The organism is Blautia sp. MB18-30 (genome assembly GCF_023669475.1).
Classification (GTDB): Bacteria; Bacillota; Clostridia; order Lachnospirales; family Lachnospiraceae; genus Blautia_A; species Blautia_A fusiformis.
The window spans coordinates 116,800-143,237 of sequence record NZ_JAMOYY010000005.1 but is presented as its reverse complement, the minus strand read 5'-3'; the positions used below and the strand labels follow the sequence as shown (position 1 = coordinate 143,237).

The window sequence follows — 26,438 nt, the reverse complement described above, 5'->3', positions numbered from 1 at the left end:
TGAAGTAAACCCCCTTGAAGACGACGAGGTAGATAGGGCAGAGGTGGAAGTGTGGTAACACATGGAGCTGACTGTTACTAATCGGGTGAGGGCTTGACCAAGAAACGCAGGTTAAGAATTGATTCAAGAGTTTGATTAACGATCAACAGGCATGTATGTAGTTTTTAAGGTATAATCCTTAAATTAAATATTCCTCCTTAGCTCAGTCGGTAGAGCATGCGGCTGTTAACCGCAGTGTCGTTGGTTCGAGTCCAACAGGGGGAGCATGGTGCCATAGCCAAGTGGTAAGGCAAAGGTCTGCAACACCTCTATCCCCGGTTCAAATCCGGGTGGCACCTCTTAGAAAGCCCTGGAAAGATGAATTTCCAGGGCTTATTTTTCCTATAAAAATGTACTTGCTGAAGACAGACTTCTGGAAGATCGGACAGCATCCTTTCCTGATGCTGTCCGACAGATCAGGAATTTTTTTCCGTAAGCAGGATTCGTTTACGATTATAAACCAGATGAAGATACATGGCATCCTGAGCACGCAAAGCGTCATGCTCTGCTATGGCAGCTCCTTATACAGGAATCCGTTTTATGCCTACCGGCGGGATCAATGCGAAAAACCTTGAGGACTATCTTTTCTGTGACAAAATCCTCTGCTGCGGCGGAAGCTGGATGGTAAAAGGAGATCTTGTGAAGGCAGGAGAATTTGACAAAATAAGAGAACTGACAGCAGAAGCAAAAAAGCTTGCGGATTCCATAAGATTCCATAAGAAAGTAATCAAACTTAATACACATATTCAATAAAAAAAGCAGAACCCTGCACAACCAGGCAGAGTTCTGCTTTTTTGTCAATTATTGTGAAAATAGATCAATGAAGCAGGATCGGCAGAAGCTTTTTCCGCTTCAGCTGCCAGATCAGCTGCAGGATCGGCAGAAGGTTTCCGAAGATCCATTCGGTAAAGATAAAAGATCCCACCGAAGAAACCGGGAATCAGTCCGGCGTATCCACCGGCACATAAGATCACAGTCAGCTTCACCATCAGTTCTGTCTGAAGTTCCAGACAAACAAGTAATCCTGCAAGAATTCCGGCTACACTCCATCCAGCTGTCAAAAGTGCAAGAAAAACAGCTGGCGCAGGGGCCTTTTTTAAATTTTGATCTAAGTGATTCCACAGTACTTTATACATAATCCATTCCTCCTGTTTTGCTGGAATTATACTTCTGCTGTTGTCAGCAACAGTCAGCCATAATATTGATTTCCTTTATCTGTCTGTATTATAGAAAAGAAATGTAAAATACAAATGCGCAGGAATGAAAAATCTTTGTAAAATATAAGTAGAAATTGCATTTTGAATTAAGAACCGATATACTTATAAATATAGTTATTGATAATATTCGATCACAGCCGAAAACATTTTTCTACAGCTGTGATACGTGAGTGAGAGAATTAAAAGGGGGCAGATAAAAGCCCCCTGAAATCATATAGAGAGTAAAGAGGAGGGGTGGAAATGGAGCATACGGAAGACTATGTGAAGCTGGAGAATGTATCCAAAATCTATGGCTCAAAAGAAGTGAAGATCATAGCTGTGGATGAGATCAGCTTCCGGATAAAAAAAGGAGAATTTGTGGTTGTGGTAGGACCAAGCGGTGCCGGAAAGACAACGGTGCTGAATATCCTGGGCGGAATGGATAAGGTCACATCCGGCAATGTCTGGATCGATGGAAAAAATATTGCAAAATATACAGACCGGCAGCTGACCGGATACCGGCGGGAGGATATTGGATTTGTATTCCAGTTTTATAATCTGGTGCCAAATCTGACTGCATTGGAGAATGTGGAGCTTGCTCTTCAGATCTGTAAGAATCCTCTGGATGCCAGGACAGTTCTGGAGGAAGTAGGGCTGAGGGAGAGACTGACCAATTTTCCGGCACAGTTATCCGGCGGTGAGCAGCAGAGAGTTTCCATAGCCAGAGCGCTGGCGAAGAATCCAAAGCTTCTGCTCTGTGATGAACCTACAGGAGCGTTGGATTATCAGACCGGCAAGGCAATCCTGAAGCTCCTTCAGGATACCTGCAGGGAACGGGGCATGACGGTTATTGTCATTACTCACAACTCTGCATTGACACCTATGGCCGACCGTGTGATCAAGATCAAAAACGGCAAGGTTTCCAGGATGACTGAAAATGCACATCCCACACCAGTGGAAGAGATTGAATGGTAGGTGACGGAATGAAGGCATTACACAAAGATTTCTGGATGGAGATCCGGAAAAGTAAAGCACGTTTTATCTCGATCTTTCTGATCGTGGCACTGGGTGTTGCATTTTTTTCCGGGATCCAGGCGTCTTCTCCGGATATGAGATATTCAGGAGATGCTTATTATGAAGCAGCAAAGCTGATGGATCTGAAGATCCAGGGAACACTGGGACTGACGCAGCGTGATGTAAAAGCGGTATCGGATATTGACGGTGTGGAACTGGCTGAGGGCGGTTACTCTACGGATGTTATGAGTGGAGAGGACGATGCCAGGAAGGTTCTTCATCTGGAAGCCATCAGCAGCAATTTTAATCTGCTCACAGCAGATGAAGGAAGGATACCGAAAAAAAGCGGTGAGATTTTTCTCGACAAGCCATTTGCAAAGAATCGGGGGTATAAAATCGGGGATACCATATCTGTCAGTGAGGATGGAGACAGTGAGCTTCTGAAAAAAACAACCTATACAGTTGTGGGAATCGGAAGCAGCCCTCTTTATATTTCATTTAACAGAGGAAATACGACTCTTGGATCGGGTGAGGTCAGCGGCTTCGGATACATTCTTCCAGAGGATTTTGAACAGGAAGCTTTTACCCAGATCTATATTATGGTTCATGAATCCGGGGATGTGATCAGCTATACCGATGCCTACGACAATCTTATCAAAAAGATCCGGAAACGCGTGGAAGGTATCGAAAAAGAACAGTGCAGCCTGCGCTACGAGGAGATCGTCGCAGAAGCCAATGAAAAACTGGATGATGCCAGAAAAGAGCTTGAGGACGGAAAGAAGGAATCCGAGGAAAAGCTTGGCGACGCGAAGAAAAAGCTGGATGATGGGAAGAAGAAGTATGAGGATGGAAAAAAAGAGTACGAAGATGGAAAACAGCAGCTCAGTGATGCAAAAAAGGAGCTGACCGATGGAAAACAGCAGCTTGCTGACGGAAGAAAGCAGATTGAAGATGGATGGTCTCAGCTTAACAGCGCAAAACAGCAGGTGGAAGACGGTCTGTCCCAGTTAAATGCTGCCAGATCCCAGCTTGCTGACTCCGAAGCACAGATAAATGAGAAGCAGTCAGAGCTGACTGCCGGATATGAACAGCTGACTGCCGCAAAACAGCAGGTAAGTGACGGCGAGGCCCAGCTCCGGGAAGCGGAAAAAACACTGGAAAGCAAACAGGCTGAGCTTGACAGTGGAAGAGAACAGTTGGAAACGGGAAAGAATACGATCAAAGAAACAAAGACTGCTCTCACCGGTCAGAAAGAACAGTGTGAGGCAGGACTTGTACAGGTTTCCGAGGGCGAATCCCAGATCAATTCCAGTGAAGAAGCCCTTTCCGGGCAGCAGGCACAGCTGGATGAATTGACCAGCCAGAAAGAGGCATTAAGCAGTCAGGCGGCGGAGCTGCAGGCGAAGTATGACGCCGGTGCGGAAGCAGGAAAAACCGAGGAAGAGCTAGCGGAGCTTTCCACGCAGATCCAGACTTTAAATGGTCAGATCAGTGCAATGGAAGAACAGATAAATGCCGGTCAGGCCCAGATCGACGGGGCGCAGGCAGAGCTTACTGCAAAAAAATCAGAGCTGGCCCAGACAAGAGCTGAACTGGAGAGCAGCCTAGGTCAGATCAATGAGGGCTTCAGCCAGATCAAAGAACAGGAAGAGACACTTTCCAGGACAGAGGCACAGCTGAACGAAGGCCAGGAAGAACTGGATAAAGGGAAAAAAGAACTGGAAACAAAGAAAGCAGAGCTTTCCGCGGCAAAAGAAGAAATTGCGGCAAACCAGGCAACTCTGGATGATGGCCAGAGCCAGCTGGATTCGGCCAGAGCCCAGCTCAGCTCAGGGCGGCAGCAGCTGGAGGAAAAACAGGCCCAGTTAAATGCCGGTCAGGCAGAGATCCAGGCCAATACAGAAAAGCTTACCAGCAGTCAGGCAGAACTGGATGCAAATGAACAGAAGCTTCTGGATGGTGAAAAAGAGATCCGGGAAAATGAACAGAAATTAAAAGACGCCAAAAAAGACCTGGAGGACGCCAAAAAGAAGCTTTCCGATGGAAAGAAAGAATATCAGGACGGCAAAAAAGAAGCCGATGACAAAATTGCGGAAGCCCAGCAGAAGATCGAGGATGCCCAGAAAGAGGTGGATGATATTGAAACACCGGAGTGGATCATCACGGACCGCAATGACCTTCCGGAATATTCGGATTTTGGTGATAACGCAGAGCGACTGAAAAACATCGGAAAGGTTTTCCCGATGATATTCTTCCTTGTAGCGGCTCTGATCAGTCTTACCACGATGACACGAATGGTGGAGGAACAGCGAACCCAGATCGGAACCATGAAAGCGCTGGGATACGGAAAAGCATCCATTGCATCCAAGTATCTCAGCTACGCATTTCTGGCTACAGTAGGCGGAAGTATCGTAGGAGTACTTTTCGGAGAAAAGGTTCTTCCGTTTATCATTATCCAGGCGTATGGAATCATGTACTGGAATATTGGCGATCACATGCAGCTGGATTATGAGTTACAATATGCACTGATCGCTTCCGGGGCAGCGGTGATCTGTACTATGGGCGCTACACTGTTTTCCTGCGCAAAAACCCTGGCAGAAACACCGGCATCTCTGATGCGTCCGCCTGCACCGAAAGAAGGAAAACGGATCCTTATTGAACGGATCAGCTTTATCTGGAAGCATCTGAGCTTTTCCTGGAAATCGTCCATGCGAAATCTCTTCCGTTATAAAAAGCGTCTTTTTATGACCATTTTCGGAATTGCAGGAAGCATGGGATTGATGCTTGTAGGATTCGGACTTTATGACTCCATTATGGATATTGCGATTCTCCAATATGACCAGATCCAGCACTATGATGCCATGGTGATCAATGATGAGGATGCCACAGACAGCCAGGAAAAGGATCTTCTGAAATTTCTGGACGGAAACAGCGAGATCGATCACTATACCCGTGTGCAGCTCACCAAGATGACGGCACCAAAAGAAAAGGGAAGTGTCAGTATCTATGTGTATGTTCCGGAAAATACGGAAAATTTTAAAGAGGATGTAACATTACGTGACAGAAAGTCCCACGAGCAGTATGAGCTTACCGATGATGGAGCGGTGATCTGTGAAAAAACGGCTTCTCTTATCGGTGTGAAAGCAGGAGACAAGATCACCCTGGAGAAAGACAACAGAAAGTATAAAGTAAAGATCACTGCTGTCACAGAGAACTATATGGGACATTACGTTTACATGACCCCATCCTGCTATGAAAAAACATTCGGGGAGAAACCGAAGTATTCAAGTACAGTATATACTATGAAAGAGGATGCAGAGAGTGATCTGGAAACTCTTGGAAATGCGATCCTGAAATATCCGGCAGCTTTAAGTATCAGCTATACAAGCAGCACAGCAGGTCAGGTAGAGCGAATGCTGGGATCCCTCGGAGCGGTGATCTGGGTCCTGATCATTTCTGCCGGAATGCTGGCATTTGTGGTACTGTATAATCTGAACAACATCAATATCACAGAGCGGCAGAGAGAGCTTGCAACATTGAAGGTCCTGGGATTTTATGATGGCGAGGTTTCCCAGTATGTATTTCGGGAAAATATCCTGCTGTCCTTCATAGGGATTCTGGCAGGCGCAGTGTTTGGAATCCTCCTTCACCGGTATGTGATCACAACCGTTGAGGTAGATGCGGTGATGTTCGGAAGAAATATCAAGCCAATAAGCTTTGTTTATAGTGGAATCATTACCTTTGGGTTCTCCATGTTTGTAAATATGGTGATGCATTTTAAGCTGAAAAAGATCAATATGGTAGAGTCACTGAAGAGCGTGGAATAAAATAATGAAATGATAAGACTGTCTGCATACAGGAATTTTACATATTTCCCTGTATGCAGGCAGTTTTGTAATGAATATCCTGAAAGACTGGGATGACCATGATCTGCCTGAAGCTAATTTTGTAAGTATTTCACAATTGAAATGTAAACGTTTTCCTGTAAGATGTAACCATAGAATTCTTCCGGAGGAATTTTAAATATGGCAAATATAGATATTAAATTTATCGCGAAAAAAAGCGGGTGTTCGATCGCTACAGTTTCCCGTGTTATCAACCGTTCCAAACCAGTCAGCGAGAAGCTGCAGAAAAGAGTGGTAGATACCATCAGAAAGTACAATTATAATCCCAGCGTTCACGCACAGTATCTGGCTGGTAAGAAGTCAAAACTGTTCGGCTTTATAATGACAAACTACATTAATCAGTATCAGCTTCTGTTGTTTCGGTATCTGAATGAGTTTGCATGTAAGATGGGATATGGCTGTATTATCCGTTATTGCAATTCAGGATTTGAGGAAAAACTGGAAGCATTAAGAGAACTGGAGATCAGAGGAATCGAAGTCTGCTTTAGCCTTTTTCTGCTCTCACGGGAAGAGGAAGCGTATATAAAAGAACATTTTAGGATTAAAGTCTGTCATATGCAGTCACCGGAAATGCGTTTGAATATCATGGAAAAAAATGAAAGCTCTGTCTATGAGACCATATGCTATCTTGCCCAGCTTGGCCACAGAAGGATAGGGGGCATCTTTTGCATTGACGAAATGGACGACAGCTTCCTTATTGCAAGGAAACGGGGATTTTTAAGAGCTGTAAAGCAGATGCAGCTGGATCAAGAAGAGTCCCTGATCGGTCAGATCCATGGAGACTATGAAAAAAGCAGTCTGATTTCTGTGATAGAGAAGATATTTGTACCTCAGAAGCTGCCAACGGCATTGTTTTGTTTTAGCGATGAAGTTGCGATAGAGGTAATGTCCTGGATCATGAAGCATGGTTACAGAATTCCGGAGGACGTATCTGTAGTTTCGTTTGACGGTATTCCGTTTTCGGAACGCATAACGCCCTCACTGTCTACGATCAGTCAGCCGGTAGAATATCAGGCAAAAAGTATCATAAACGGCATGCTGTATCTACAGGATGGAGTCGAGAGACCATGTGATGAAAAGGAAAATGAATATCTGCTGCAGATCCGTGACAGTGTGGGGATTCCTGGTCATTATGAAAAATAGGAGGAAAAATATGAAAGCGAAAAAATTAATTGCCGCTGGTATTGCGGCATCAATGTCACTGCTGACTCTTGCAGGATGCGGAACAGCCGGAAATACTGGCAATTCCGGAGGAGACACCGCCAAAGAAGATACCGTCAAGGAAGATACAGCCAAAAAAGATACAGACGAAGAAGATACAGGCTCTGTATATTTCCTGAATTTTAAATCTGAGCTTTCCGCTGAATGGGAAGAAGTAGCAGGAAGCTTTACAAAAGAAACCGGAATCAATATGAAAGTAGTTACGGCAGGAAGCGGAACCTATGAGCAGACATTAAAATCCGAGCTTTCCAAAAAAGAAATGCCGACACTTTTCAATGTTAACGGACCGATCGGCTATCAGACCTGGAAAGATTACTGTGCTGATCTGAAGGATTCCCAGATTTATGAATGGCTGACTGACAAAGATATGGCGATCACAGACGGAGATGGCGTATATGCTATACCGTATGCGGTAGAAGGATATGGAATCATCTACAATGATGCAATTATGAAGAAGTATTTTGCACTTCCGGATAAAGCCGTTGATATTTCAGATACAAAAGAGATCAAAAATTTCGACACACTTAAAACTGTAGTAGAGGATATGACAAAGCATAAAGATGATCTTGGAATCCAGGGAGTTTTCGGATCTACTTCATTTGCTCCTGGAGAAGACTGGCGCTGGCAGACACATCTTATGAATCTTCCGATCTACTATGAGTATAAAGATGATGACGTAGATAATCTGGATGAGATCAAATTTACATACAATAAGAATTTCAAAAATATTTTTGATCTTTATCTGAACAATTCATGTACAGAGCCAACTATGGTCGGTGCTAAAAATGTTGAGGAATCCATGGCAGAATTTGCAATGGGCGATGTGGCTATGATCCAGAATGGAAACTGGGGATGGGCAATGATCTATGACCTGGATGGAAACGTAGTCAAAGAGGATGATATTAAGTTCCTTCCAATCTACACAGGAGTAGAGGGAGAAGAAAAACAGGGACTCTGTGTTGGAACAGAAAACTATATCTGTGTAAACAGCAAGGCTAATGAAGCTGACCAGAAAGCTTCTCAGAAGTTCCTTGAGTGGCTGTTCAACAGTGACAGCGGAAAAGCATACTGTAATGGAATCCTTGGAATGATTCCTCCGTTTACCACATTTGGAGAGGATGAAAGACCGGATAACCCGCTTGTACAGGATATGCTGACTTATATGAACGATGATTCTTTATACACGGTCAACTGGGATTTTGCAACATTCCCGAGCCAGGAATTTAAAAACCAGCTTGGAAGCTATCTTCTTGAGTATGCACAGGGAAGTATGGAATGGGATGATGTAGTGAAGAAGACAATCGACTGCTGGGCATCGGAGAAAGCTCTGATCGCACAATAGTAGAAGAGCATGGGCAGAGACAGAAATGTTTCTGCCCTGTGTAATAAAAGAGAGGGTTTGTAAAAGATGGAAAAAGCTTTTAAAAAGAGATTTGTGATATTGGTACTGCCAACACTGATCGCATTTACAGTTGCATTTATTATTCCATTTATACTGGGAATTTATCTTTCATTTACTAAATTTACGACTGTGGCAGATGCACAGTGGGTTGGACTGAGCAATTATATAGTTGCATTCCAGGATAAGGATTTCCTGGCTTCTCTCTGGTTTACCGTTAAATTTGTGCTTGTAAATCTTGTGACTATCAATCTGATCGCTTTTGCACTGGCCTATGTGCTGTCGAGAAAGCTCCGTGGAACAAATATTTTTCGAACAGTTATATTTATGCCAAATCTCCTGGGCGGAATCGTACTTGGTTATATCTGGCAGCTGATCATCAATGGTGTTCTTGCTTTTTTCAAAACAACGCTTACTGTGAAGGCCTCATACGGATTCTGGGGAATGGTGATCGCCATGAACTGGCAGATGATCGGATATATGATGGTTATTTACATTGCGGCTATCCAGAATATTTCAGAGGATGTAAAGGAAGCGGCTCTTATCGATGGAGTAAACCGGAGACAGATGGTTACAAAGATCATCCTGCCTCTGATCATGCCTGCAATTACGATCTGTCTGTTTATGACAACGACAAATGCATTTAAAATGTTCGACTTAAACCTTGCTCTGACAGCAGGACTTCCGGGAAAATCAACTTCGCTGGTTGCACTGGACATCTATAATTCATTCTACAACAGGATGGGATATGAGGGAATAGGACAGGCAAAAGCGGTGCTGTTCTTGCTGATCGTAGCTGCAATCTCAGTAACGCAGCTTGTTGTCACACGGCGTAAGGAGGTTGAAAGCTGATGAAAAACAAGAAAAGCGAAATAGCAATGATCGTAATTCTTACAGTGATCTCGGTTTTATTTATTGCCCCGATCATTATTGTATTTATGAATTCCTTTAAGAGCAAGCTGTATATCAACAGTACACCGTTTGCACTTCCTAATGCTGACTCCTTTGTAAAAATGGCGAATTATGGAGAGGGTCTGATCAAGACTGGTTTTATACAGGCATTTTTTATTACTTTATTTATAACTGTAGCATCTGTGGTCCTTATTGTTCTGCTGACTTCGATGACAGCATGGTATCTGGTACGTGTAAAAAGTCATTTTACAAAGGTACTGTATTATCTGTTCGCTTTTGCAATGATCGTACCGTTCCAGATGGTTATGTTTACTCTTGTTAAAGTGTCAAATATGTTTAAGCTGGACAATCTGATCGGCATTGTGTTTATCTATGTAGGATTTGGCGCCGGCTTGTCAGTGTTTATGTTTACAGGTTTTATCAAATCAATCCCGGTTTCTTTGGAAGAAGCGGCAATGATCGATGGTTGTTCTATTATGAAAATCTACTTTAATGTCGTGCTTCCTGTGATACGTCCTACCGTCATGACAGTTGCGATCCTGAATGCCATGTGGATCTGGAACGACTATCTGCTTCCATATCTTGTAATTGGCTCTGAATACAAAACGATCTCTGTAGCGATCCAGTATCTTAGAGGAGGATATGGCTCTATCGATCTGGGACTTATGATGGCTATGCTGGTGTTGGCGATCATACCAATCGTTATTTTCTATATGGTCTGCCAGAAATGGATCATACAGGGAGTAATTGCCGGAGCGGTAAAAGGATAAGGAGGAGACGAGCATGAAAAAAGTATTATACGAGGAATTACTTCCGGAAGAATGTGTACAGAGGATAAAGGAGATGCCGGTTGCCTATCTGCCACTTGGCACACTGGAATGGCATGGTCCGCATATGCCTCTTGGAGCTGACGGGATCCAGTCAAAAGAACTGTTTGTCCGGGTGGCAGAAAAGGTCGGTGGTGTAGTGCTTCCGATGCTGTTCATGGGACCTGACCGTTTATTTGATGATCGGGGAACTGTATTTTATGGAATGGATATCAATACAGAGGGCGCACTGAATACTTATTGTGCCCAGCAGATGAAGGGCAGTGCTTACTGGATGGAAAAGGGACTGTTTCAGGATCTGTTGCGCAGTATTTTTGCACAGCTTTCCAGAGCAGGAGTCCGCATCGTTGTGGGACATGGACACGGTCCGTCAACAAATGCATTTCAGGAAATGAAGGAAGAGGCAGAAGAAAAATACGGACTGTGCATTATGACAGCATGGACCTATGCGGATGATGAGAGACTGAAATATCAGAATGATCATGCCGGAGCAAATGAGACATCTATTGTAATGGCTGTTCGGCCGGAACTGGTTGACTTTGGACAGGTAAAAGAAGATGAGAGTAATCTGATCGGTATTGCAGGACGTCATCCGGTCCGAGAATCATCGGAAGCATTCGGAAATGAAATTCTGGAATATACAATGAAAACACTGATCGCAGGCATTGAGAAGGAGTACAAAACAATAAAAGAAAGATAGATAAAAAAATATCTCCATTGGAAAAAATAACCGGTGGAGATATTCTTTTTTATTTTGATTTTTAGTTTTGAAATAAGGCCTCTGTCTTGACAAAAAAAGAAAATTTCATTATAGTAGGAACATGGCAAAGGTGTTGAATAAGAGGAGTATGCAGATCTACGCTGACAGAGAGAAATGCACAGACGCAAGAGAAGCGCAGGCTGAAAGGCATTTTCAGATGGAGGACTGCAGAAGGTAGCTTAGGAGCCGGGAAACTGAAAGCAGAAATGCAGAACAGATGCAGATGCTGCTGTGTAGGTTTTCACGTACCCCGCGTTAAGGGACAAGAGATAGACGGGAATAACAGATGTTTTTTCCGGATAATGAAGGTGGTACCGCGAGAATGATCGCCCTTCGCACATTAGTTATTGGCTTTTGTGTGGAGGGCGTGTTTTTTCTTGCAGAGAACAGGAGCATTTTAAGGTTCCTATAATCAGAAAGATTCAGGAGGAAAACATGAGTAAAGAACTTGCAAAGACTTATGATCCCAAGGGTATTGAGGATCGTCTGTACAAAAAATGGATGGATAACGGATACTTCCATGCAAAAGTTAATCCGGATAAAAAACCTTTTACAATTGTAATGCCGCCGCCCAATGTAACCGGACAGCTGCATATGGGACATGCACTGGATGAGACCATGCAGGATATCCTGATCCGTTTCAAAAGAATGCAGGGCTATGAGGCTCTCTGGCAGCCGGGAACTGACCATGCAGCCATCGCTACAGAGGTTAAGGTAACAGAGAAGCTTCGTAAGGAAGGGATTGATAAGAACGAGATCGGCCGTGACGAATTTATGAAACATGCCTGGGCATGGAAAGAGGAGTACGGCGGAAAGATCATCAATCAGTTGAAAAAGCTGGGAGCATCTGCAGACTGGGAGCGTGAGCGCTTTACCATGGATGAGGGCTGCTCCAAGGCTGTTCAGGAAGTATTTATCCGCCTTTATGAGAAAGGCTATATCTACAAAGGCTCCAGGATCATCAACTGGTGTCCGGTATGCCAGACCTCTATTTCTGATGCAGAGGTTGTACATGAGGACCAGGACGGATTTTTCTGGCACATCAATTATCCCATCGTAGGTGAGGAAGGACGTTTTGTTGAGATTGCGACCACTCGTCCGGAGACACTTCTCGGCGATACAGCAGTTGCTGTAAACCCGGAGGATGAAAGATATAAAGACCTTGTAGGAAAGATGCTGAAGCTTCCTCTTACAGACAGAGAGATCCCGGTTATTGCCGATGAGTATGTTGACAAGGAATTCGGAACAGGCTGCGTTAAGATCACACCGGCACACGACCCTAACGACTTTGAGGTTGGACGCCGTCATAACCTTGAGGAGATCAACATCTTAAATGATGATGCTACCATCAACAGCCTTGGCGGAAAATATGCAGGTATGGACCGCTACGAGGCACGTAAGGCCATGGTAGAGGACCTGAAGGAGCAGGGACTTCTTGTAAAGGTTGTTCCGCACAGCCACAGTGTTGGTACCCATGACCGCTGCGGTACAACGGTAGAGCCGATGATCAAACCACAGTGGTTTGTAAAAATGGACGAAATGGCAAAAGCTGCTATCAAAACTCTGGACGACGGAAACCTTCAGTTTGTTCCGGCACGTTTTGACAAGACTTACCTGCACTGGCTGGAGAATATCCGTGACTGGTGTATTTCCCGTCAGCTTTGGTGGGGACACAGGATCCCGGCTTATTACTGCGATGAGTGCGGTGAGATGGTGGTTGGAAGAGAGATGCCGGAGAAATGCCCGAAATGCGGATGCACACATATGCATCAGGATGAGGACACTCTGGATACCTGGTTCAGTTCCGCACTGTGGCCGTTCTCCACACTTGGATGGCCGGATAAGACACCGGAGCTTGAGTATTTCTATCCTACAGATGTTCTGGTAACCGGATATGATATCATCTTCTTCTGGGTTATCCGTATGGTATTCTCCGCACTGGAGCAGACCGGTGAGACACCGTTCCACCATGTACTGATCCACGGTCTGGTACGTGACTCACAGGGACGTAAGATGAGTAAGTCTCTTGGAAACGGTATCGATCCGCTGGAGGTTATCGACAAATACGGCGCAGATGCCCTTCGTCTGACACTGATGACAGGTAATGCACCTGGAAATGATATGCGTTTCTACTGGGAGCGTGTAGAATCCAGCCGTAACTTTGCAAATAAGATCTGGAATGCTTCCCGTTTCATTATGATGAACCTGGAGGGCAAGACAGTAACAGCGCCGGAAGACCTGAACGCACTGTGCAACGAGGATAAATGGATCCTTTCCAGACTGAACACAGTGATCCGTGATGTTACTGAGAATATGGATAAATATGAGCTTGGAATTGCCGTACAGAAGGTCTATGATTTCCTGTGGGATGAGCTCTGTGACTGGTATATCGAGATGGCAAAGGTAAGACTGTGGAAGGCAGAGGAAAACCCGGCAGCAGCAAACGATGCACTGTGGACACTCCGCACTGCGCTGACACAGGGACTGAAGCTTCTTCATCCGTTCATGCCGTTTATCACAGAAGAGATCTACTGCACACTGCTTCCGGAGGAAGAGTCCATCATGATCTCCGACTGGCCGGTATACAAAGACGAGATGGATTTTGCAGATGCTGAGAAAGCAGTTTCAAGCTTCCAGGAGGTTGTACGTGGAATCCGTAACACCAGAAACGAGATGAACGTACCGCAGAACAGAAAGACCAATATCTACATCGTAGGCAAGGATGCAGAGTGCTGTGCACGTTTTGAGTCCTGCAAGAAATCCTTTACAAACCTTGCGTTTGCAAAAGAGATCCACGTACAGCAAGATAAGAACGGAATCGGTGAGGATGCGGTATCCATCGTTGTGGCAGACGGTGTGGTTTATCTGCCGCTGGAGGATCTGATCGACCGTGAAAAGGAGATCGAACGTCTCACAAAAGAGCAGGAGCGTCTTACAAAAGAGATCGCACGCTGCGAGGGAATGCTGAACAATCCGAATTTTGTGAACAAGGCACCAGCAGCCAAGGTAGAGGCAGAGAAGGAGAAACTTGAGAAATACAAAGAGATGAAAGAGAAAGTGAACCTGCAGTTAACACAGATGGTGAAATAACGAAGGAGTGTTTTAATGAAGTGGTGTAACTTTTTCAATAAGATTTCGCTGATACTTCAGGCTCTGGGCTGTGCAGTCCTGTACTTTGTGATCGAGGCCATATGCAGGCACTCGTTCACAGAGGCGTGGACCTACATGACCACAAAGCCGCTTGTATTTGCTTATAATGCAGCGTTTATCTTTACAACGATGCTGATTGTTTATCTCTTCCGAAAGAGAATTTTCTGGCGTATCTTTGTGGGTAGCTTATGGCTGTTTCTGGGAATCGTAAACGGTGTGCTTCTTCTCAACCGTGTCACACCGTTTACAGGACCGGATGTGAAGAATCTGACAGATGGTCTCAGTATTGCAAAAAAATATCTGACCCATACCCAGATGACCATAGGTGCAGTTCTTCTGGGAATTGCGGTTCTGATCCTTCTGATCATCCTGATAAGGTCGCCGAAGTACAGAGGCAAGCTGAAATATAAGGTGAATATTCCGCTGGTCCTGGTTGGGGTCCTTGCATTTGGAGGAATCACACAGCTTGCTCTGGAAAAAAGAGTTCTTTCCAATTATTTTGGAAACATTGCCATAGCTTATGAGGATTACGGATATCCTTACTGTCTGGCAACGACGATCTTTAATACCGGAATCAGTGCCCCGAGAGACTATTCCAAAAGCGAGATCAAAAGGATCGAGAAGTCGGAAGAAAATCTTCCGGAAACGAAAGAAGGCAGTCATCCGAATATTCTGTTTTTACAGCTGGAGTCCTTTTTTGATCCTACGCTGGTAAATTATCTGGAGCTGTCAGAAGATCCTATCCCGAATTTCAGAAAGCTGATGAAGGAGTATTCCTCCGGATATTATAAGGTACCTTCCGTAGGAGCCGGAACCGCAAATACTGAGTTTGAATCCATTACCGGAATGAGCCTTCATTATTTTGGACCGGGAGAGTATCCTTACAAGAGTATCCTTAAGGAAACTACCTGTGAGAGCGCACCGTATGTTCTGAAGAATCTGGGCTATACTGCTCATGCAGTACATAATAATGAGGCGAATTTCTACGGAAGAAGAAGTATTTTTCCGAATCTGGGATTTGATACCTTCACTTCGGCAGAGTATATGAAGGATGAAAACCAGAAGAACCCGTTGGGCTGGACCAAGGACAGTGTCCTCACCGATGAGATCGTCAAGTGTCTGGATTCTACAGAAGGGCCTGATTATGTATATACTATTTCCGTACAGGGACATGGAGATTATCCTTCAGAACCGGTACTGGAAAATCCGGAGATCACAGTTTCCGGGGCACCTACTGACGAGCTGAATAATAAGTGGGAGTATTATGTAAATCAGATCCATGAGATGGATAATTTTGTCAAAGAGCTGACTGACAGGCTGGCAGATTACCCGGAGGATGTGGTACTGGTCATGTATGGTGATCATCTGCCGACCATGGGACTGACCGTGGAGGATGTGGAGAATAAATATCTGTTCCAGACAGAGTATGTGATGTGGGATAATTTCGGACTTAAGAAAAAGAAAGAAAATCTTGCGGCATACCAGATGGCAGCAGAGGTTATGGACCGTGTAGGTATCCATGAGGGAAATGTTTTCAAGTATCATCAGGCAAGAAGAAACACCAAAAATTATCAGGTGGATCTGGAGACCCTGCAGTACGATCTTCTCTACGGAAAGCAGTATACATATGACGGAGCGAATCCTTTTGAGCGGACAAAGATGCGTATGGGAATCTATGATACCACGCTGGATTCCATTCAGGTTGTGTCTGAGACGGATCACACCTATTATATCCAGGGAACAAACTTTACGCCGTCCAGCCAGGTGAAGATCAACGGAGAATGGTATGATACGGTTTACGTGAATCCTACCAAGCTGATCATTACCGGAAAGGAACTGGATGATTTTGACCGGCTCTCGGTAGTGCAGCGAAGTAACAGTTCCACAAGAAAGGCCATGACAAAGAGCCATGACCGGGCGGTTTATGCGCTGCTCGCTGACAGCAAGTGGAAGCTTGACAGTGAAAAGAGCAGTTCTGATACAGGGTCAATGGAGGAAACGGATACAGCGTCAGAAACGGAATCCACAGAAGATTCCGGTGAAGAAAACAGTACAGACAACCAGTAAATGGCATAGAAAAGATACTCCGATACAAAAAATGTCGGATAAAATATTACGATTAGGACTGGACATCTTCCACCACTATTATATAATGGTATCGTAACGAACAGGAGGGGAGAAGCTTTTCTCCCCAAAAGTTCTTTACGAATACATTATAGATAAGTGATGGTTTTTTTTATGAATTACGAAGAAGCAGTTGCGTATATTGAAGATATACCGAGATTTACTACTAAGAACAGCCTGGACCATACCAGAGAATGCTTAAGAAGACTTGGAGATCCGCAGAGGAAATTCCGTGTGATCCATGTGGCAGGAACCAACGGAAAGGGAAGTACCTGTGCTTTTATCACATCGGTCCTTCGGGAAGCAGGATATTCCTGCGGACTTTTTACATCTCCTCATCTGGTTGAGATCAACGAGCGTTTTCAGATCAACGAGGAAGTGATCGATGACGATACCTTCCTTCGTGCTTTTGAAAAAGTTAAAAAGCTTTCCGATGAGCTGGTTGCAGAGGGAAGCTATCATCCCACCTATTTTGAGACACTCCTTCTAATGGGAATGGTGATCTTTGCAGAAGCCGGCGTGGATTATGTAACACTGGAGACCGGTCTTGGCGGACGTCTGGATGCAACCACTGCTGTGGAGGATCCGGCAGCCTGTGTGATCACATCCATCAGCCTCGATCATATGCAGTATCTTGGAAATACAGTTTCCGAGATCGCAGGAGAGAAGGCAGGGATCATGGTGCCGGGTGTTCCGGTGATCTACGATGGAAATGATCCGGATGCGGCCGGAGTGATGCGTGAGCATGCAGAGAAGCTGGGATGTCCATATTATGAGCTGAAACGGGAAGACACAGAGATCCATAAGATCACAAAGGACGGAATCCGGTTTTCTCTTAAGGACGAGACATATGGCGATACCGTATTTGATATACCGTTTATCGCCCGTTATCAGGTTATGAATGCAGCGCTTGCGGTGAAAACCATTCAGGTACTGGAAGATCAGATTCCGGTATCTCTGGAGGCTCTGAAGGCTGGTATGGCAAAAACACGCTGGCAGGGAAGGATGGAAACGGTTCTTCCGGGGGTGATCGTGGATGGCGCACATAACGAAGACGGTGTTGAGAAGTTTGTAGAGACAGCAGAACATTTCCAGAAGGAATTTCCTCTGACTCTGCTGTTTTCCGCAGTGGATGACAAGGACTATACGGATATGATCCGCACGATCTGTAGCAGGATCCGTTTTCGACATGTGATCGTCACACAGGTAGGCGGATACCGTAAAGTTCCGGTAGAAGAGCTTGCGGAGATCTTTCGTGAAGACGGAGTACCGGAAGTGGAAGCAATAGAGGATGTTCCAGCAGCTTTTGAACGGGCAGTAAAGGAAAAAGGTGAGGATGGAATGCTATTCTGTGTAGGATCCCTTTATCTGGTCGGTGAGATCAAGGCTGTGATCAGGAGGAAAAAATTATGATCGATTACGAAGAGGAACTGAAGAAATTTGAACCATGTCTGGATGTGGCAGATGTAGAAGGTGTCATTTATGACCGGGAGATCACAGATATCATGGATGTACTCCAGGAGATGCTGCGTGAGGTCAAGAGCAACAGACGTGTAAGATAAGGAGAAGTGGATGAACTGCATAAACTGTGGAGCGTTCCTGACGGATACAGATCTGGATTATTGTCCGCACTGTGGAGCCAATGTACTGATCCAGAAGAAGGTGGATTATCTTTCCAAGCTTTATTATAATCAGGGGCTGGAAAAAGCCAGCATCCGGGATCTGTCCGGGGCGATCAGCTGTCTGAAGCAAAGTCTTGCTTATGACAAACGGAATATCCGTGCAAGAAATCTTCTTGGTCTTGTATATTTTGAGACCGGTGAGGTGGTTGCCGCACTGAGTGAGTGGGTCATCAGCAAGAATATCCAGAAGAACCGAAATCTGGCTTCAGAATATATTGCCAGGCTTCAGGCAAACCAGAACAAACTGGAAACAATCAACGAAAGCATCAAGAAATATAACAATGCCCTCGCCATGTGTAGGGAAGGCCATGAGGATATGGCGGCCATCCGCCTGAAAAAGATCCTGTCCCAGAATCCCAAGCTGATCAAGGGGTATCATCTTCTTGCTCTGATCCAGATGAAGAATCAGGAGTGGAATAAGGCGAGAAGAACCCTGAAAAAAGCAGCCAGGATCGACAAGACCAATACCACCACACTTCGTTTCCTGCGTGAAGTTGACGAGCAGACGGGTGTTACCACAAAGATGGAAAAACGGCGTAAGGGCTTGTTTGGAAATGAAAAAAATGAGAATGATAATATTTCAGGAGAAATCGTTGTAAGGCCGTCGTCTTATAAAGAAAGATCAAAGATATCACTTTTCTTTACCACGGTACTTGGATTTGCGGCAGGGGCGGCAGCATTCTGGCTCCTTGTACTGCCGGCTGTGAAACAGGATATTTACAGGCAGGCCAATCAGCAGATCATACAGTACAGTGATTCTCTTTCCAGCCAGAGCGTGGAGCTTACCAAAGCTCAGGGAGAAGCTGCCCAGTCCAGTGATACGGCAGATGCAGTTGCCAAGCAGGCAGAGGAAGAGCAGAAACGCAGTCAGAGCTATGAGGCTTTGTTTAATGCATATACTGCCATGCAGCAGGAGGATTTGGATACAGCGGCGCTGGAACTACAGAAGGTATATGTGGATACACTGTCAGATTCTGCAAAGGGGATTTACAGTACTATCAGCGGAAAGACCGGTGTAAGCGGGATCGAGAGCGGAGCTTCTGGCGGAACGTCCAGTGCTGACAGCAGCACAGATGGAACAGCTGAAGCTGGAGCGGATGCCGCAGCTTCGGCGGGAGAAGATGCACAGAGCCCTGACGGAGATTCCGGAGAAGACAGCAGCTACAGTGACGGAGGAGATGAGGATTCCTCTTACGATGGAGGTTATACAGAATAAAAAAGATCATAACTCATACAGAGGAGAAACCTCGGATAAGGGGAATGTGCGTTGGCGCATTCCTCTTTTTTTACCCTTTGGTCATGAGAAATGGAATAAAAAATCAAAAATGGGGGAATGATAGAATGACATCAGGTTTTGAAAAATCCGGAACCGTGCTGACTGTACATCTTCCGGCGGAACTGGATCATCCGGCTTCTGATGAGATTCGGAGAGATTCAGACCGAATTATTGGACATAACTATATAAAAAATATGATTTTTGATTTCTCAGAGACCGTTTTTATGGACAGTTCCGGGATCGGTCTGCTGATGGGTAGGTACCGGGCACTTGGCATGAGGGGGAAATGTGTGCAGGTTGTCAATGTGAACAGTCATATTGCAAAGCTTTTACGGCTATCCGGAGTGGGAAAATATATTGAAATCTGTGGAATTAAAAAATCGGCAGGTGAACAGGAGGGTGTTTATGATGGAAAACACAAATGAAATGACGATCATTTTTGACAGCAGACCGGTAAATGAAGCACTGGCAAGAGTTGCTGTGGCTTCATTCTGCACACAGCTGAATCCTACGCTGGAGGAAATTTCGGATCTGAAGACCGCAGTATCGGAGGCAGTGACCAACTGCATCATACACGGGTATGAAGGGGAGATACATAAGATCCGGGTAGAATGTCGTCTCCGGGGGCAGGAGCTTCAGGTAGATGTGACAGATCACGGAGCCGGGATCCCGGATATCAAAAAAGCCATGGAGCCTCTGTTTACCACAAAGGCTGATAAAGACCGCTCCGGTATGGGGTTTACATTCATGGAGGCGTTTATGGATGAGCTTCAGGTGGAATCGGAGGTTGGCCGTGGAACTACAGTGCACATGAAAAAGATCATCAGGAGGTAACTATGGATCGTACTCTTGTCCTCATCGGGCGTGCACACCAGGGGGATAAAGCGGCAAGAGATCTTTTGTTTGAGGAAAATACAGGACTGATATACAGTGTGGCAAAGCGTTTTCTGGGACGAGGGGTGGAGATGGAGGATCTGTTCCAGATCGGCAGCATCGGACTTCTGAAAGCTGTGGATAAGTTTGACATGTCCTATGATGTGAAATTTTCCACCTATGCCGTTCCCATGATCATCGGAGAGATCAAACGTTATCTCAGGGACGACGGGATACTGAAGGTAAGCCGTTCTCTGAAGGAAAACCATTACAGGATCTATCAGGTGAGAGAAGCACTGACACGCCGGCTGGAGCGGGAACCTACGACGGGAGAAATGGCAGAGGAAATGGGAATTTCCATAGAAGAACTGGTAATGACCATGGAATCCGGTGCAGAGGTGGAATCTCTTCACAAAACGATCTATCAGGGTGAGGGAACGGAGATTTCTCTGATGGACAAGCTTCCGGAAAAAGAAAACCGGCAGGAAAAAGTACTGGACAGGATTTTTCTGGAAGAGATACTGGGAACTCTGGAGGCAAAGGAGCGGAGGCTGATCTATATGCGGTATTTTCAGAACATGACCCAGATGGAGATCGCCCATGAGCTTGGCGTATCCCAGGTACAGGTATCCAGAATGGAAAAGAGGATCCTGCGCAGTCTGCAGGAATCCGCAGAGAAAAAATAAAAGAGAGCCATGAGAAATGCTGCTGTTTTCTCATGGCTCCTTTTTGTGGGCAGCAGATTTAGTCAGACTGCTGCTTTTTTATGAAAAAGTACATTTTTGTATTTGGAAAGTGCTCCAAGAAGGATCATACCGATCACACCGGCTGAGATAAATTCGCCGGCTCCTACTGTGAGCATCATAAACGGGATAGGAAGGTTAATGCCATATCCGTAACGAAGCACAAGAGGAACGATCACAATGTTGGAAACGATCGGCGGGATCGGGGCTGTCCATTTGCCTGTATTGCGAAGCTTGTAGGTAAAGAATGCACCGATAAGTGTGGCAATGCTTCCGAAAATGATGTCAACCGGAATCGCACCGCCAAGAAGATTGGCGATGATACATCCCACGAACAGTCCCGGGATGGCAGCCGGTGTGAAGAACGGAAGCACGGTCAGCGCCTCGGAAAACCGGATCTGAACTTCACCGAAGCTAAGTGGCGCGAATACCAGTGTCAGGACAACATATACAGCTGCAATGGCAGCTCCCTGTACCAGAAAATGAGTACCTTTGTTTTTCATGTTTTTTATTCTCCTTTAGTTTTGTTTTACGAGTGGAAGGTCACGAACACTCGGCACATTTATAGGCGGTGACCGCCTTGTAAGCCCTGTACGACCTTGGTTTTTGCGGGCTTTTGCAGCGAAACTGAGTATAGCATAAGGGACGTGGAAATGCAAGGTACGATCCTGACTATTTGATAACCCTGGCCTGTGTGGACAGACCCTGGCTCTGAAACAGGACCAGACAGAAGCAAAAGCAACAGGAACCTTATGGAAACAGGGCTTTTTTCTTGACAGTTTTTTGTGATATTGATAAAATATATTTCAGTATATAGGTTAAAGGGGCATTGGTTTTGATCTAAATCAATGTCTCTTTATTTTATGTATCACACACATTACACCAGGGAGGTAGAAAGATGTTAAAAGTATGGATCGCAGGTGCCAACGGACAGATCGGACGGGCACTGAATGATGTTCTGGATCCAATGCAGATCGAGACTCTGAACACAGATCTTGATGAGCTGGATATCACAGACACAGATGAAGTGATCAACTTCGGTTCCATTAACCGTCCGGATGTGATCATCAACTGCACCGGTATCACAGATACCGATGAGTGTGAGAAGAATCCGGAACATGCATACCGTGTCAACGCACTGGGAGCAAGAAACTTAAGCATCGTGGCAAGAAAATGCGGGGCAAAGATCGTCCAGCTTTCCACAGATGATGTTTTCGACGGAAAGAGCAAAAAACCGTATACAGAGTTTGACGATACCAATCCGCTGACTGTTTACGGCCGTTCCAAGAGAGCCGGAGAGAACTATGTAAAAGAGTTTACACACAAACATTTCATTATCCGAAGCAACTGGGTATACGGAAAAGGCGGAAACAATTTTGTAAACCGTGTGCTGGAGACAGCAGAAAAAGGCCAGGCGCTTTCCGTTGCTTCGGATCAGTTCGGATCACCGACCAGCGCCAAGGATCTGGCAAGAATGATCCTGTATCTTATCGATACCAACGAATATGGAACTTATCACGTAACCTGCAGCGGTGTATGCAACCGTTATGAGTTTGCAACCGAGATCCTTCGCCTTGCAGGAAAGGAGATCGAACTGAGATCCGTGCCGACAGAGCAGTCAGATCTTTCTTCTGTCAGACCGCCATATGCTGTCCTTGATAATTTTATCCTCCGTATTATTGAAGTGTATGACATGCCGGACTGGAAAGCATCGCTGAAAGAATATATGGATGAAAGAGCGGAGGACTAGAATGAAAGAGAAAAATATAAAAGAGAAAACACAGCAGAAAAAGAAAATGGGCCTTACCACGAAGATCTTTGTGGCGCTGATCGCAGGTGCGATACTGGGAATCATTCTCTGTTACCTGGTTCCTGACAGCAGCTTCAAGAAAGATGTGATCGTGGAGGGAATCCTTTATGTGATCGGACAGGGATTTATCCGTCTGATGAAAATGCTGGTTGTACCGTTGGTATTCTGTTCCCTTGTCTGCGGAAGTATGTCCATCGGTGATACCAAGAAGCTTGGAACCGTAGGTGTGAGAACACTGGTATTTTATCTGGCAACTACAGCTCTGGCTGTTTCGGTTGCTCTGACGGTAGGTAATCTGATCAATCCGGGTGTGGGACTCGATATGAGCTCTATTCAGTCCTCCGCTTCCTCTGTGGAGACTATGGAGGCGACCTCTCTTACGGATACCATCCTGAATATCATTCCGGACAATCCGATCAATTCCCTGGCAAGCGGAACCATGCTTCAGGTTATCGTATTTGCCCTGATCGTGGGTGTGATCCTTGCGAAAATGGGAGAGCGCGCAGAGACAGTAGCGAACTTTTTCAGCCAGTTCAATGACATCATGATGGAGATGACCATGATGATCATGGCACTTGCACCGATCGGTGTATTCTGCCTTATCAGCAGAACCTTTGCAAACATCGGTTTCAGCGCATTTATCCCACTGGCAAAATATATGATCGGTGTTCTCCTTGCACTGGCAATCCAGTGCTTCGGCGTATACCAGATCCTGCTGAAGATCTTCACAGGACTGAATCCGATAAAATTCATCAAGAAATTTTTCCCGGTTATGGCATTTGCATTCTCAACAGCTACATCCAATGCCACGATCCCGATGTCCATTGATACCCTGTCCAAAAAAGTGGGTGTTTCCAAGAAGATTTCTTCATTCACCATTCCTCTTGGAGCTACCATCAACATGGACGGTACCTCTATCATGCAGGGTGTTGCCGTAGTATTTGCGGCACAGGCTTTTGGTATCCACTTAAGTCCGATGGATTATGTGACAGTTATCGGAACTGCAACCCTTGCTTCCGTAGGAACTGCCGGTGTACCAAGTGTTGGTCTTGTTACTCTGACCATGGTATTTAACTCTGTAGGACTTCCGGTTGAGGCAATTGGTCTGATCATGGGTATTGACCGTATCCTGGATATGACCAGAACAGCGGTTAACATTACCGGTGATGCAGTCTGCACAACCATCGTTGCACACCAGAACGGTGCACTGGATAAAAACGTGTTCAACGAATCAAACTAAATATCCGGTTCAAAAAAAGATCCGACCCTGTCGGGTGAGAAAAAAACGAAAAACGGCTGTACATATCGTAAGAGCGATATGTGCGGCCGTTTTTTTACTGGATCAGGTAAGTCCCCTGCTTATTCCTGTTCCAGAACACCCATGACAGAGGGCAGTTCTAGCTGCTGATAGGTGTGAAGGATCTTTTCCAGCTCAAAGATAGCAGGGGTAAGAAATTTATTCTTGTGATAGACCAGCTTGAATTTCCGGTTCCATTCCCCTGCTTCGTTGCAGAAGACCCGGACTGAACGGTGACGGATCTCATGATGCATAAGACGGATGGACATAACAGAGAGCATCTGGTTATACAGCACTGCGTTCAGCAGTGCCCGCGGACTGTTGGCTTCCCAGGCAGTCCGGATCTTCAGATCATGGCGAAGTGTATAGTCCTCAAAAAGCTGTCTGGTACCGCTTCCATATTCCCGGACTGCAAATTTCTGGTTGTTCAGCTCCTGGACATGGATGCGTCCTCTGCGGTAAAACGGATGCTTTTTTCCGGCGGCAAGGACCAGACAGTCGTCGATGATGGGAAGAACGACAAGGTCCGGGGAATGGATCTCACCTTCTACCACAGCAGCGTCCAGCTCAGAACGCAGAAGCTTCTGTTCGATATTTTGCGTGTTGGTGACAAAGGAGTAAACGTCAAGGTCCGGGATTTTTTTCTGCAGATCCAGGATAATGGATGGGGTCAGGCAGGTTCCCACAGTGAGGGTGGAGCCAAGCTTCAGGGTGGAAGACTGTCCCTGGTTCTGCATCAGCTCTTCCAGCTGCTGAAACTGGCGGATCATTTCACGGGCATGGGGAAGAAGAAGCTTTCCCCGTTCTGTGAGATAAAGCTTTTTTCCAAGACGTTCAAAGAGAAGGCCGTTATAATGAGCTTCCAGCTCACGGACGGCCTGACTGACTGTTGGCTGGGAAAGATAAAGATGTTTGGCAGCAGCACTCATGGAGCCCTGTTCCGCAACGGCCGCAAAAACAGTGAGATGGCGGATGGTCATATGGAATCTCCTTTTATTGTAAATTGGTATATAGGTAAAACCTATCATTTTTATAAAATAATATCATTTCTCAAATACATCTTCAAGTGGTATAGTAGGAAGTACGTGAAAACGATTTCAACATTACAAAATACAGGGCAACGATACCGTGGGAAAGTATCGGAATGCCGGTGAGACTAGGAGGAGGAAATATGTCAGCATTAACTGTAAGCAAAGAGGAAGAGAAAAGACTGAAGGGGCAGGGGTTTTTAAATAACCGGGGAACCGATGAATTTTCTGCACGGGTGATCACTGTAAACGGAAAGGTGACAGCGGCACAGCACAGATGTATGGCGGAAGCAGCAGAGAAATTCGGCAACGGAAATCTTACCTACACGACCAGGCTTTCCGTGGAGATCCAGGGAATCCCCTACGAAAAGATCGAAGAGTTTCAGGAATTTATTGCGAAGGAAGGTCTGGAGACAGGAGGAACAGGAGCAAAGGTCCGACCGGTAGTATCCTGCAAGGGAACCACCTGTCAGTATGGACTTCTGGATTCCTATGCAATTTCAGAAGAGATTTTCCGGAGATTCTATAAAGGCTACCGTCAGGTTGCACTGCCGCATAAATTTAAGATCGCAGTAGGCGGATGCCCGAATAACTGTGTGAAACCAAATCTGAATGATGTGGGGATCATCGGACAGAGGATCCCGCACTTTGACAGCGAGGCATGCAAGGGATGCAAAAAATGTGCCATTGAAGCTGCATGTCCAAACAAAGTGGCGAAAGTCGTTGACGGGAAACTGCACATTGATGAGGAGCTTTGCAGACACTGCGGAAGGTGTGTGGGAAAATGTCCATTCCATTCCATCCCGGACGGTACCTACGGATTCAAGATCTATATCGGTGGACGCTGGGGAAAGAAAATTTCTCATGGAAAGGCCCTGAACCGGATCTTTACGTCAGAGGAAGAGGCACTGGATGTTATTGAGAAGGCAATCCTGCTTTTTAAGGACCAGGGATTAAAGGGAGAACGTTTTGCCGAGACTATAGAACGAATTGGATTCGAAAATGCAGAAAAACAATTATTGGAAAAAAATCTTCTGGAAAGAAAAATGGAAATTTTGTCCAAATAGAGATATAAAAAACTTCCTATTATATAAGCTGTCTGAAACTGAAAAAATGCGAGCAATAATATAAAAAATTTTTATCCCATTTATATAAATTTTTATTATATCACAATATTAACAA

The 26,438-nt window shown here is 45.3% G+C and carries 21 protein-coding genes, 2 tRNA genes and 1 pseudogene; 21 read left to right on the top strand and 3 right to left on the bottom strand.

Going from position 1 to position 26,438, the window contains the following annotated elements; translation table 11 throughout:
- Window positions 1–191 precede the first annotated feature (191 nt).
- The 3 genes and pseudogenes from NCY57_RS04110 to NCY57_RS04100 all read left to right on the top strand — a co-directional run.
- Window positions 192–264: transfer RNA gene (locus NCY57_RS04110), tRNA-Asn, on the top strand.
- Between the two features lie 3 nt (window positions 265–267).
- Window positions 268–338 (top strand) — tRNA-Cys (locus NCY57_RS04105).
- Window positions 339–546: 208 nt separating this feature from the next.
- Window positions 547–792, top strand: a pseudogene (locus NCY57_RS04100) (hypothetical protein); the annotation flags it as partial.
- A gap of 44 nt (window positions 793–836) precedes the next feature.
- On the opposite strand, the gene NCY57_RS04095 reads toward NCY57_RS04100, so the two are convergent.
- Window positions 837–1,175, bottom strand: a complete 339-nt coding sequence (locus NCY57_RS04095; protein WP_118071102.1) for a hypothetical protein — start codon at window positions 1,173–1,175, stop codon at window positions 837–839.
- A gap of 321 nt (window positions 1,176–1,496) precedes the next feature.
- Between NCY57_RS04095 and NCY57_RS04090 the strand changes: the two genes are divergently transcribed.
- The 15 genes from NCY57_RS04090 (at window position 1,497) to NCY57_RS04020 (ending at window position 21,064) form a co-directional block, all read left to right on the top strand.
- Complete coding sequence (locus NCY57_RS04090) at window positions 1,497–2,210, top strand: ABC transporter ATP-binding protein (RefSeq protein ID WP_250789505.1); 714 nt, start codon at window positions 1,497–1,499, stop codon at window positions 2,208–2,210.
- A complete protein-coding gene (locus NCY57_RS04085) occupies window positions 2,204–6,076 on the top strand; it encodes an FtsX-like permease family protein (RefSeq protein WP_250789504.1) in 3,873 nt (1,290 codons plus the stop codon). Before NCY57_RS04090 ends, NCY57_RS04085 begins: the two co-directional genes overlap by 7 nt.
- Window positions 6,077–6,274: 198 nt before the next feature.
- A complete protein-coding gene (locus NCY57_RS04080; RefSeq protein WP_059085320.1) occupies window positions 6,275–7,297 on the top strand; it encodes a LacI family DNA-binding transcriptional regulator in 1,023 nt (340 codons plus the stop codon).
- A 10-nt stretch (window positions 7,298–7,307) separates the two neighbouring features.
- Entirely contained in the window at window positions 7,308–8,717 is a 1,410-nt protein-coding gene (locus tag NCY57_RS04075; RefSeq protein ID WP_059085321.1) for an ABC transporter substrate-binding protein, read from the top strand.
- Window positions 8,718–8,783: 66 nt separating this feature from the next.
- On the top strand, window positions 8,784–9,626 hold the full coding sequence (locus NCY57_RS04070; protein WP_059085322.1) for a carbohydrate ABC transporter permease: 843 nt from the start codon (window positions 8,784–8,786) through the stop codon (window positions 9,624–9,626).
- Window positions 9,626–10,456, top strand: a complete 831-nt coding sequence (locus NCY57_RS04065) for a carbohydrate ABC transporter permease (RefSeq protein WP_059085323.1) — start codon at window positions 9,626–9,628, stop codon at window positions 10,454–10,456. The genes NCY57_RS04070 and NCY57_RS04065 overlap by 1 nt, the downstream gene beginning before the upstream one ends.
- Window positions 10,457–10,469: 13 nt before the next feature.
- A complete protein-coding gene (locus tag NCY57_RS04060) occupies window positions 10,470–11,213 on the top strand; it encodes a creatininase family protein (RefSeq protein WP_059085324.1) in 744 nt (247 codons plus the stop codon).
- A 495-nt stretch (window positions 11,214–11,708) separates the two neighbouring features.
- Window positions 11,709–14,363, top strand: a complete 2,655-nt coding sequence (locus NCY57_RS04055) for a valine--tRNA ligase (protein WP_173745741.1) — start codon at window positions 11,709–11,711, stop codon at window positions 14,361–14,363.
- A gap of 15 nt (window positions 14,364–14,378) precedes the next feature.
- Entirely contained in the window at window positions 14,379–16,490 is a 2,112-nt protein-coding gene (locus NCY57_RS04050; protein ID WP_015526888.1) for an LTA synthase family protein, read from the top strand.
- Between the two features lie 171 nt (window positions 16,491–16,661).
- Complete coding sequence (locus NCY57_RS04045) at window positions 16,662–17,960, top strand: bifunctional folylpolyglutamate synthase/dihydrofolate synthase (protein WP_044961009.1); 1,299 nt, start codon at window positions 16,662–16,664, stop codon at window positions 17,958–17,960.
- On the top strand, window positions 17,957–18,109 hold the full coding sequence (locus NCY57_RS04040; protein WP_015526890.1) for a hypothetical protein: 153 nt from the start codon (window positions 17,957–17,959) through the stop codon (window positions 18,107–18,109). The genes NCY57_RS04045 and NCY57_RS04040 overlap by 4 nt, the downstream gene beginning before the upstream one ends.
- A gap of 10 nt (window positions 18,110–18,119) precedes the next feature.
- Window positions 18,120–19,445 carry a hypothetical protein gene (locus tag NCY57_RS04035; RefSeq protein ID WP_118752597.1) on the top strand — a complete coding sequence of 442 codons (1,326 nt, stop codon included), beginning with the start codon at window positions 18,120–18,122 and terminating at the stop codon, window positions 19,443–19,445.
- A gap of 125 nt (window positions 19,446–19,570) precedes the next feature.
- Window positions 19,571–19,930: an anti-sigma factor antagonist gene (locus NCY57_RS04030; RefSeq protein WP_044961012.1), complete on the top strand. Its 360-nt coding sequence runs from the start codon at window positions 19,571–19,573 to the stop codon at window positions 19,928–19,930.
- Window positions 19,914–20,339, top strand: a complete 426-nt coding sequence (gene spoIIAB / locus NCY57_RS04025; protein WP_015526893.1) for an anti-sigma F factor — start codon at window positions 19,914–19,916, stop codon at window positions 20,337–20,339. Before NCY57_RS04030 ends, spoIIAB begins: the two co-directional genes overlap by 17 nt.
- 2 nt (window positions 20,340–20,341) lie before the next feature.
- Window positions 20,342–21,064: a SigF/SigG family RNA polymerase sporulation sigma factor gene (locus NCY57_RS04020; protein WP_021650746.1), complete on the top strand. Its 723-nt coding sequence runs from the start codon at window positions 20,342–20,344 to the stop codon at window positions 21,062–21,064.
- Between the two features lie 62 nt (window positions 21,065–21,126).
- Here NCY57_RS04020 and NCY57_RS04015 read toward each other — a convergent pair whose 3' ends face one another.
- The gene (locus NCY57_RS04015) at window positions 21,127–21,624 is read right to left on the bottom strand and encodes a QueT transporter family protein (RefSeq protein WP_015526895.1); all 498 of its coding nucleotides are present in this window, start codon (window positions 21,622–21,624) and stop codon (window positions 21,127–21,129) included.
- A 395-nt stretch (window positions 21,625–22,019) separates the two neighbouring features.
- On the opposite strand from NCY57_RS04015, the gene rfbD reads away from it, so the two are divergent.
- Window positions 22,020–22,871: a dTDP-4-dehydrorhamnose reductase gene (rfbD, locus tag NCY57_RS04010; protein ID WP_015526899.1), complete on the top strand. Its 852-nt coding sequence runs from the start codon at window positions 22,020–22,022 to the stop codon at window positions 22,869–22,871.
- Between the two features lies 1 nt (window position 22,872).
- The gene (locus NCY57_RS04005) at window positions 22,873–24,171 is read left to right on the top strand and encodes a dicarboxylate/amino acid:cation symporter (RefSeq protein WP_015526900.1); all 1,299 of its coding nucleotides are present in this window, start codon (window positions 22,873–22,875) and stop codon (window positions 24,169–24,171) included.
- Between the two features lie 119 nt (window positions 24,172–24,290).
- Here NCY57_RS04005 and NCY57_RS04000 read toward each other — a convergent pair whose 3' ends face one another.
- On the bottom strand, window positions 24,291–25,208 hold the full coding sequence (locus NCY57_RS04000; RefSeq protein ID WP_015526901.1) for a LysR family transcriptional regulator: 918 nt from the start codon (window positions 25,206–25,208) through the stop codon (window positions 24,291–24,293).
- 191 nt (window positions 25,209–25,399) lie between these two features.
- Here NCY57_RS04000 and NCY57_RS03995 point away from each other — a divergent pair, with 191 nt between their 5' ends.
- Window positions 25,400–26,323 (top strand): 4Fe-4S binding protein, encoded by a 924-nt coding sequence (locus tag NCY57_RS03995; protein ID WP_021977051.1) that lies wholly within the window; start codon window positions 25,400–25,402, stop codon window positions 26,321–26,323.
- Window positions 26,324–26,438: the final 115 nt, after the last annotated feature.